This is a genomic window from Nocardia wallacei, from assembly GCF_029868745.1.
Taxonomy (GTDB): domain Bacteria; phylum Actinomycetota; class Actinomycetes; order Mycobacteriales; family Mycobacteriaceae; genus Nocardia; species Nocardia wallacei_B.
This window is the reverse complement of sequence record NZ_JARWOP010000032.1, coordinates 1-8,815: the sequence shown is the minus strand read 5'-3', so window position 1 is coordinate 8,815 and position 8,815 is coordinate 1. Positions and strand designations below refer to the sequence as shown.

Annotated in this window: 2 protein-coding genes; both read left to right on the top strand. The window is 71.9% G+C overall.

Translation table 11 applies throughout. The annotated features are described in order from the left end of the window. The first annotated feature begins 6 nt into the window (after positions 1–6). Positions 7–8,541, top strand: coding sequence for a type I polyketide synthase (locus tag QH470_RS01385; RefSeq protein WP_280270396.1), 8,535 nt, complete (start codon positions 7–9; stop codon positions 8,539–8,541). Between the two features lie 25 nt (positions 8,542–8,566). Next, positions 8,567–8,815: polyketide synthase docking domain-containing protein (locus tag QH470_RS01380; RefSeq protein WP_280270395.1), on the top strand; the 249-nt coding region annotated here is incomplete at its 3' end.

Sequence of the window (8,815 nt, the reverse complement as noted above, 5' to 3'; positions counted from 1 at the left end):
GGTGAGGTGGCGGCGGCGTGTGTGGCGGGGGTGTTGTCGTTGGAGGAGGGGGCGCGGATCGTCGCGGCGCGGTCGAAGTTGCTGGTGAACCTCACCGGCAGCGGGGGCATGGTCGCGGTCGGTGCGTCGGAGGGTGCGGTGGCGGATCGGCTGGGGACCGGACTGAGTGTGGCTGCGGTGAACGGCCCGGAGTCGGTGGTGGTTTCGGGTCCCGTGACCGAGCTGGACGCGTTCGTCGACGGCTGCGTCCGCGACGGAGTGCAGGTGCGTCGGTTGCCGGTGGACTACGCCAGCCACTCGACCGAAATGGAACAGATCCGAGCCGAACTCGTTGCGGCACTGGAGGACATCAGGCCACGCCCCGGCCACGTCCCGTTCTTCTCCTCGGTGACGGGCGAGGTGCTCGCGGGCACCGAGCTGGACGCGGAGTACTGGTACCGGAACCTGCGCTCCACCGTGCGCTTCGAGGACGCCACCCGCGCCCTGCTCGCCCACGGTCGTTCGGTGTTCATCGAAGCCAGCCCACACCCGGCGCTGCTCGCGGCGATACACGACACGTTCGACTCCGTCACCGACGAGACGGTGCGTGACCGCGGCCTGGCGACCGTGCCGTCGCTGCGCCGCGACGATGGCAGCTGGCAGCAGATCCTCACCAACGCCGCCCACGCCTGGACGCGAGGTGTGCCCGTCGCCTGGCAGCGGCTGTTCGGCGACGCGGGCGCACGGCGAATCCCACTGCCCACCTACCCTTTTCAACACCAGCGGTTCTGGTCCGATACCCGGGCCACCGCCGACCTCACGACGGCGGGCCTGGAAACCACCGGGCACCCGTTGCTGTCCGCCGTGATCCCCGCGCCCGAGGGCGACGGGGTCCGGCTCACCGGACGCCTGTCACCGACCGTCGCCTGGTTCGCCGACCATGTCGTGCACGGCCGGACCCTGCTGCCCGGCGCGGCCTTCGTGGATCTGGCGGTCCGCGCCGGGGACGAGACCGGCACGCCCGTCGTCGACGAGCTGAGCCTGCTCGTGCCGCTGCCACTGGACCGGGGCGCGATGCAGTTGCACGTGGTCGTCGGCGGCGAGCACCCGGACGGCCGGTGGCCGGTGCGCATCTACGCGCGACCGGATGTCGCGGAGCCCACGCCCTGGCAGCTACACGCCGAAGGCCTGCTCACCGGGGACACCGGCGACACGCGCCCCGGACACGAACCCTGGCCGCCGCACGCCGAACCCGTCCACCACGACGACCCGTACGGCATCCTGAGCGCCCGCGGCTATCACTACGGACCGAGTTTCCAAGGGCTGCAGCAGGTCTGGCGCGACGGCGACCACACCTATGCCGAGGTCGCACTGCCGGAGGGCGTCGAACCCGGCGGATACGGCATCCATCCGGCATTGCTCGACGCCGTGCTGCACGCCGTGCTGCCCGAGGCCACCGAGACCGGCGTGACGCCGCTGCCGTACCTGTGGTCGGGTGCGGTCCTGCACGCCACCGGCGCCACCCGTGTCCGGGCGACCATCGTCACCACCGCCGGCGACACCTACAGCGTCCGGCTCGCCGACCCGGCCGGGCAGCCCGTCTTCACCGCCACCCTGCGCACCCGGCCGCTGTCCGCGGAGCAACTCCAAGCCGGGGACACCGCGCGGCCGCTGCACGAAGTCTCGTGGAAAGAGCTGGGCGACACGGCTGCTCAGCGTTTCGACGGAGATATCCGAGTAATCGACCTCGCGGACTTCGCCGATGCGATCACCGACGACCCGATCCCCGACATACTCGTGGTCCGCTGCCCGAGCGCCGGTGACATCGACGGTGACGACCTGATCCGCGAGGTGCACACCCTCACCCACCGGGTACTCGACATGCTGCGCGGCTGGCTCGCCGACGACCGCTGCCTGCACAGCCGCCTGGTCGTCGAGACCTGCGGCGCGGTGGCCACGCCCGGCGCACCGGCCGAGGACCTGGCCGCCGCGGCCGTCTGGGGGCTGGTGAGTTCGGCACAGGCCGAATACCGCGACCGCATCGTGCTCGCGGATACCGACATACGGACCGATCCCGCCACCTACCTCATCACCGCCGAGGACCGCCTCGCCGTCCGCGGCGGACGCGTCTACGTCCCACGGATCGGCGAAATCGAGCCCGACCCCACCAGCGACGTGGTCACCGATCCCTTTGCCGTACAACTGGATTCGGGCACCGTGGTGATCACGGGAGGCACCGGCGGCCTGGGCGCGGCGCTGGCCCGGCATCTGGTACGCGAGCACGGCGTCCGGTCGCTGCTGCTGCTCGGCCGCCGCGGCGCGGAGGCCCCCGGCGCCGCCGACTTGGCGGCCGACCTGACCGCGGCGGGAGCGCGGGTCCAGCTCGTGGCGGCGGATGTCGCGGACCGGGAGGCCGTGCGCGCCGCGCTCGCGGAGGCGCCCCCGGACGCGCCCGTGGTCGGCGTCGTCCACGCGGCCGGCGTGCTCGCCGACGCCGTCCTGCCCGACCAGACCGCGCACCGGGTCGACGCCGTCTTCGCGCCCAAGGTGGACGGCGCCTGGCATCTGCACGAACTCACCGCGGGCACCGACCTGGCCGCCTTCGTCCTGTTCTCCTCGGTCGCCGGAACCCTCGGCGCGCCCGGGCAAGCCAATTACGCTGCCGCGAACAGCTTCCTGGACGCGCTCGCCTCCTACCGTCGCGCCCGGGGCGCCGTCGCCACCTCGATCGCGTGGGGCCTGTGGGCCGACAGCACCGGAATGACAGGTCATCTCGCCGGAACCGATCTGCATCGGCTGCAGCGCGCCGGAGTCGCCGCCATGACGCGGGACCACGCGCTCGCCCTGTTCGACCGCGCGCTGAACACCGAGACGAGCGCGGTGATCGCCGGACGATGGGATCTCCCGGAACTGCGCTCGCGCGCCGCCGCCGGGACGCTGCCGTCGCTTTTCGCCGATCTCGTGCCCGCACAGCGGGCCACCGCCACGCGCGCCCCGGCGCCGGGCGCGCTGTCACAGGAACTCGCGGGGCTCGGCGAGACACAGCGGTACGAGCATGTGCTGGACCTCGTGCGCGCCCGGGCGGCCGCGGTACTCGGCCATACCGACGCCCGGCAGATCGAGTCCGGACACGCCTTCAAGGACCTCGGTTTCGACTCGCTCGACGCCGTCGCCTTCCGTGACCAGATCGGCGCGGCGACCGGCGTCCGGGTGCCCGCGAGCGCCGTCTTCGACTACCCGACCCCCCGCCTGCTGACCCGCTACCTGGTCGGCGAACTGACCGGCAGCGGCCTGCCGCAGCAGGTGCACCGAGCCGCGGTCGCGAGCGCGGAACCGCTGGCCGTCGTGGGGATGGCGTGCCGATATCCCGGCGCGGCGTCGCCGGACGAGCTGTGGGACATCGTGCTCGGCGGGCGGGACGTGATGGGCGAGTTCCCGGACAATCGGGGCTGGGACCTCGGGCAGTTGTACGACCCGGAACCCGGTGTGGCCGGGAAGACCTACGTGCGCGAAGGCGGATTCCTCCAGGACGCCGGGAGTTTCGACGCCGGGTTCTTCGGCATCACGCCGCGCGAGGCGCTCGGGATGGACCCGCAGCAGCGGCTGCTGCTCGAGGTCGCCTGGGAGGCGCTCGAGCACGCCGGAATCGACCCGAAATCGTTGCAGGGCAGCGCGACCGGTGTCTTCGCGGGCGTGGCCTCGCCGCAGGGGTACGGCGCCACGGGATACGGCATTCCCGCGATCGCGGCCAGCGTCGCGTCGGGTCGGGTGTCGTATGTGCTGGGTTTGGAAGGTCCTGCGGTGACGGTGGATACGGCGTGTTCGTCGTCGTTGGTGGCGTTGCATCAGGCGGGGTTGTCGTTGCGGTCGGGGGAGTGCTCGCTGGCGCTGGTGGGCGGGGTGACGGTGATGGCGTCGCCCGCCGTGTTCCTGGAGTTCTCGTTGCAGGGCGGTTTGTCGGGGGACGGCCGCTGCAAGTCGTTCGCGGCGGCCGCCGACGGGACGGGCTGGGCCGAGGGCGTGGGAATGCTTGTGGTGGAGCGCCTTTCGGATGCCGTGCGCCACGGTCACGAGGTGCTGGCGGTGATCAAGGGGTCGGCGGTGAATCAGGATGGCGCGTCGAACGGTTTGACCGCGCCGAACGGTCCGTCGCAGCAGCGGGTCATTCGTGCCGCGCTCGCGAACGCCGAGCTTTCGGTGGGCGATGTCGATGCCCTGGAGGCCCACGGTACGGGCACCACTCTCGGCGATCCCATCGAGGCGCAGGCGGTGCTGGCGACCTACGGGCAGCGTGCCGCGGATGGTGAGCCGCTGTGGCTGGGTTCGGTGAAGTCGAACATGGGTCACGCGCAGGCGGCGGCGGGTGTGGCCGGGGTGATCAAGATGATTCAGGCGATGCGGCACGGGGTGTTGCCGAAGACGTTGCATGTGGATGACCCGTCGCCGCATGTGGATTGGTCGTCGGGGCACGTGGGTTTGCTGACCGAGCAGCGGCCGTGGCCGGATGTGGGTCGTCCGCGGCGGGCGGCGGTGTCGTCGTTCGGTATCTCGGGGACCAACGCCCACGTCGTGCTCGAGCAGGCGTCGGCCGCCGTGCCGGACGCGACACCGGTACGTGTTGTGCCGCCGGTCATTCCGTGGATCGTGTCGGCGCGATCCCGGACGGCGTTGTCGGCGCAGCTGGCACGGTTGCGTGAATTCGTCACGGAGCGGCCCGAGTTGGAAGCCGTCGAGGTGGGTGCGGCGCTGACACGCCGGACAGTGTTCGAGCACCGGGCGGTGGTGACCGGGACCGGCCGTGCGGAACTGCTGGCCGCGGCGGCCGAAGTGACACCTGCGGAACAGGTTCCGGGCCGGACGGTGTTCGTATTCCCCGGACAGGGATCGCAGTGGCCGGGTATGGGCCGCGAGCTGTACGAGGCGTATCCGGTGTTCGCCGCAGCATGGGACGCCGTCGAGGAGCATCTCGGCCTGCCGCTGCGCGAGATCGTGTGGGGCGAGGACGCCGACCTGCTGGCGCGCACCGAAAATGCCCAGGCGGGCTTGTTCGCCGTAGAGGTCGCCCTTTTCCGGCTACTGGAATCGTGGGGCGCGACACCCGATGCGGTCGTGGGCCATTCGGTGGGCGAGATCGTCGCCGCGCACGTCGCTGGCGTGCTTTCACTCGCCGACGCGGTGCGCGTGGTCGCCGAACGCGGCCGGTTGATGCGGTCGCTGCCCGGCGGCGGCGCGATGGTCGCCGTGCGGGCGAGCGAGGACACGGTGCGCCCGCTGTTGCTCGACGGCGCGGAGATCGCCGCGGTCAACGGTCCACGGTCGGTCGTGCTCTCCGGGGACGTGGCGGCCGTCGAACAGGTGGCGGCGACCCTGGCGGCAGAAGGCTGCCGCACCAAGCGGCTCACCGTATCCCACGCATTCCACTCGGCATCGATGGAACCGATCCTGTCCGACTTCGCCGCGGCCATCGCGGACATCTCGCCCCGTGCGCCACGGCTGCCGGTGAGCGCCGGCCTCACCGGCGAACTCGGCGCGGACGAATACGGCAGCGCCGCATACTGGGTGCGGCACGTGCGGGAAGCGGTGCAATTCGGTGACGGGATCGCGACGCTGCGCGAACACGGCGCCCGGCGATTCGTGGAGGTCGGGCCCGACAGCGGGCTGACGGCCACCATCGCCGACATCATCGACGACGCGGCGGTGATCGCGACACTGCCTACACCCGGCGGCGAACCGGTCGCGGTCGTCGCGGCCCTGGGACGACTGTTCGAGGCCGGGCACGACGTCGAGTGGTCGCGGTTCTTCGAGGGAACCGGCGCACGCCGAATCACCCTGCCCACCTACGCCTTCCAGCACGAGAACTACTGGCTCACGGCGGCGACCGGGGGTGACGCCACCGAGTTCGGGCTGCGCCCGATCGACCACCCACTGCTCGCCGGTGTGGTCGACAATCCCGACACCGCGGCGGTGACGCTGGCCGGGCAGCTGTCGCCGCGCACCCATCCCTGGCTGGCCGACCACGCGATTCTCGGCAACACCCTGCTGCCCGGCACCGCCTTCGTCGAGCTCGCACTCCGCGCCGGGCACACGGTCGGCCTGACGGTGCTGCGGGAACTGACCCTGGCTGCGCCGCTGCCGCTCGATCGGCACGGCGCGCAGCTCCGGGTGCTCCTCGGCGCTCCCGACGGCGACGGGCGGCGGTCCGTGGCCGTCCATTCGCGCACCGACGATGACGGGTGGATCCAGCACGCCGAAGGTGTTCTCGCCGCAACAGATTCGACCAATTCCGGTGACGCGGTGCCGGACGGCCCGCCCGACCCGGGGCAGCGTTTGGACCCGCCGGGGCTATACACCATGCTGGCCGACCGCGGCTACGACTACGGTCCGGCCTTCCACGGACTGCGCGGCGCCTGGCGTGCGGACGGCGAAGTGTACGTCGAGGCGGCGCTGCCCGAAACAGTCGACGCGCAGGGCTATCTCCTGCATCCGGCGCTGCTCGACGCGGTGCTGCACGCCGTTCTGCTCGCCGCCGACGACACCGGAGACACCCTGCTGCTGCCCTTCTCCTGGAGCGGCGTGCGCCTGACCGGTCCGGGCGCCACCCGCGTGCGAGCGCGGATCTCGCCGACCGGCCCGGACACCGTGACGGTCACGGCCGCCGACGAATCCGGCCGTCCCGTGCTCACCGTCGAAAACCTGCGCTCCCGGCCGGTTTCCGCCGCGCAGCTGGCCCCCGGCGCGGCCGCACACCTGCACGGCCTCCACTGGATCGAGCAGGCCGCACCCGCCGCCGACCCCGGCACCGTCGCGGTGACCGACCCGGCCGGCCTCGCCGCGATGTCCGGGCGCAATGGCGACGGGCCGGACGCGGTCGTCGTGGAATGCGGTGCGGTCGAATCGGATTCCGCTGCCACCGTGCCCGCGGCCGCACGCGAGGTGCTGCATCTCGTGCAGTCTTGGCTCGGCGACCCACACAACGAGCGGACGCGGCTGATCATTGCGACCCGCGCGGCCGTCGATCTCGGGACGGGCGCACCGGACCCGGCGGCGGCAGCGATCTGGGGGCTCGTCGCCGCGGCACAATCCGAACACCCGGGCCGCATCGCCCTGGTCGATCTGGCGACGGGCACTGACCTCGACGCCGCCACGATCGCGCGGTGCCCGGAGCCGCAATCGGCGGTTCGTGGCGACAGCGTGTTCGTGCCACGCCTGGAACGGATACCGGACGGCAACGGCCCGCGTCCCGAATTCGGCTCCGGGACAGTGATAGTCACCGGCGGCACCGGTGGGCTCGGTGCGTTGCTGGCACGCCATCTGGTGACCGAGTACGGGGTACGGTCCCTGCTGCTGATCAGCCGCCGGGGTGCGGCCGCGCCGGGCGCCACCGAACTGGCCGGCGACCTGACCGCCGCCGGCGCCCGGGTACGGATCGCCGCCGCCGATGTCGCCGACAGGGAGGCGCTGCGTCGCGCGCTGGCCGACGTGCCGGACGCCGCGCCGCCGACCGGAGTGGTGCACGCCGCCGGTGTCCTCGACGACGCGGTGTTGGCCGCCCAATCCGCGGACGGCATCGACCGGGTATTCGCACCGAAGGTGGACGGCGCCCGGCACCTGGACGAACTCACCGTCGGCGCCGAGCTCGCCGCCTTCGTGCTGTTCTCCTCGGTCGCCGGCGTACTGGGCACCGCCGGACAGGCCAACTACGCCGCTGCCAACCGCGCCATGGACGCGCTCGCCGCCCGGCGGCGATCCCGGGGGTTGCCCGCCACCTCGATCGCATGGGGCCTGTGGGACGAAAACACCGGAATGACAGGGAATCTCGCGGCAGCCGACCGCGAACGGGTGTGTCGGGCGGGTGTGGCCCCGATGTCGAGCGAGTACGCGCTGCGACTGTTCGACAACGCCGTGCGCACCGACCGCAGCGCCGTCGTCGCCGCGCGCTGGGACCTGCCGGGCTTGCGAGCCCGAGCGAGCGCGGGCATGCTGCCACCCTTGTTCGGCGAATTGGTGCCCACACCGACCGACGCGGGAACCGGGACACCGATCGCGCACCTGCGGGAACGGCTGCGCGGCGCGGTGCCCGCGCAACGGCCGGACCTGGTGCTCGACGCCGTCCGCGCACACACGGCCGCCGTCCTCGGCCGCGCCGAGGCCGACGGCATCGACCCGGACCGGGCCTTCACCGATCTCGGCTTCGATTCCCTGGGCGCGGTCGAATTCCGCAACCGGTTGAGCGCCGCGACCGGGCTGCGGCTGCCCGCTGGGCTGGTATTCGACCGGCCGACGCCGCTGGCGCTGAGCGACTACCTGCACGAGATCCTCGCCCGCGAACTGGCGGAAACCACAGCGGCGCCGTCGGATTCGCTCGACGGCCTGCTGGATCGGCTCGACGCCGCGCTGTCGCGGACCATCGATCCCGGACGTTCCGCCGATCGCGCGCGGGTACTGCACCGACTGCACACCCTGGCCGCGAAATGGGAGAACGGCCAGCGGCCCGGCACCGACGACGACATCGAAGCCGCGACCGGCGACGAGCTTCTCGCGATCATCGATCGCGAACTCTGAGCGTCGTAAGGAGAGAGGATCCGACGTGACGACCGACAACGATAAATACGTCCGCTACCTGAAACGCACCGCGGTCGAATTGCGCCAGCTGCGCGAGCGCAATAGGGAACTCGAGAGTGCTTGGTGTGAGCCGTTGGCGGTGGTGGGTGTGGGTTCCGTGTACCTCACCCGCCGGGGGCGGCTCCCGCCGCCGTGGCGCCGAGGCCCTCGCCGCCTTCCGCGCCGAAAAGACCCCTCCCACAGCATCTTCCACCACGGACACCTATGTCCACGG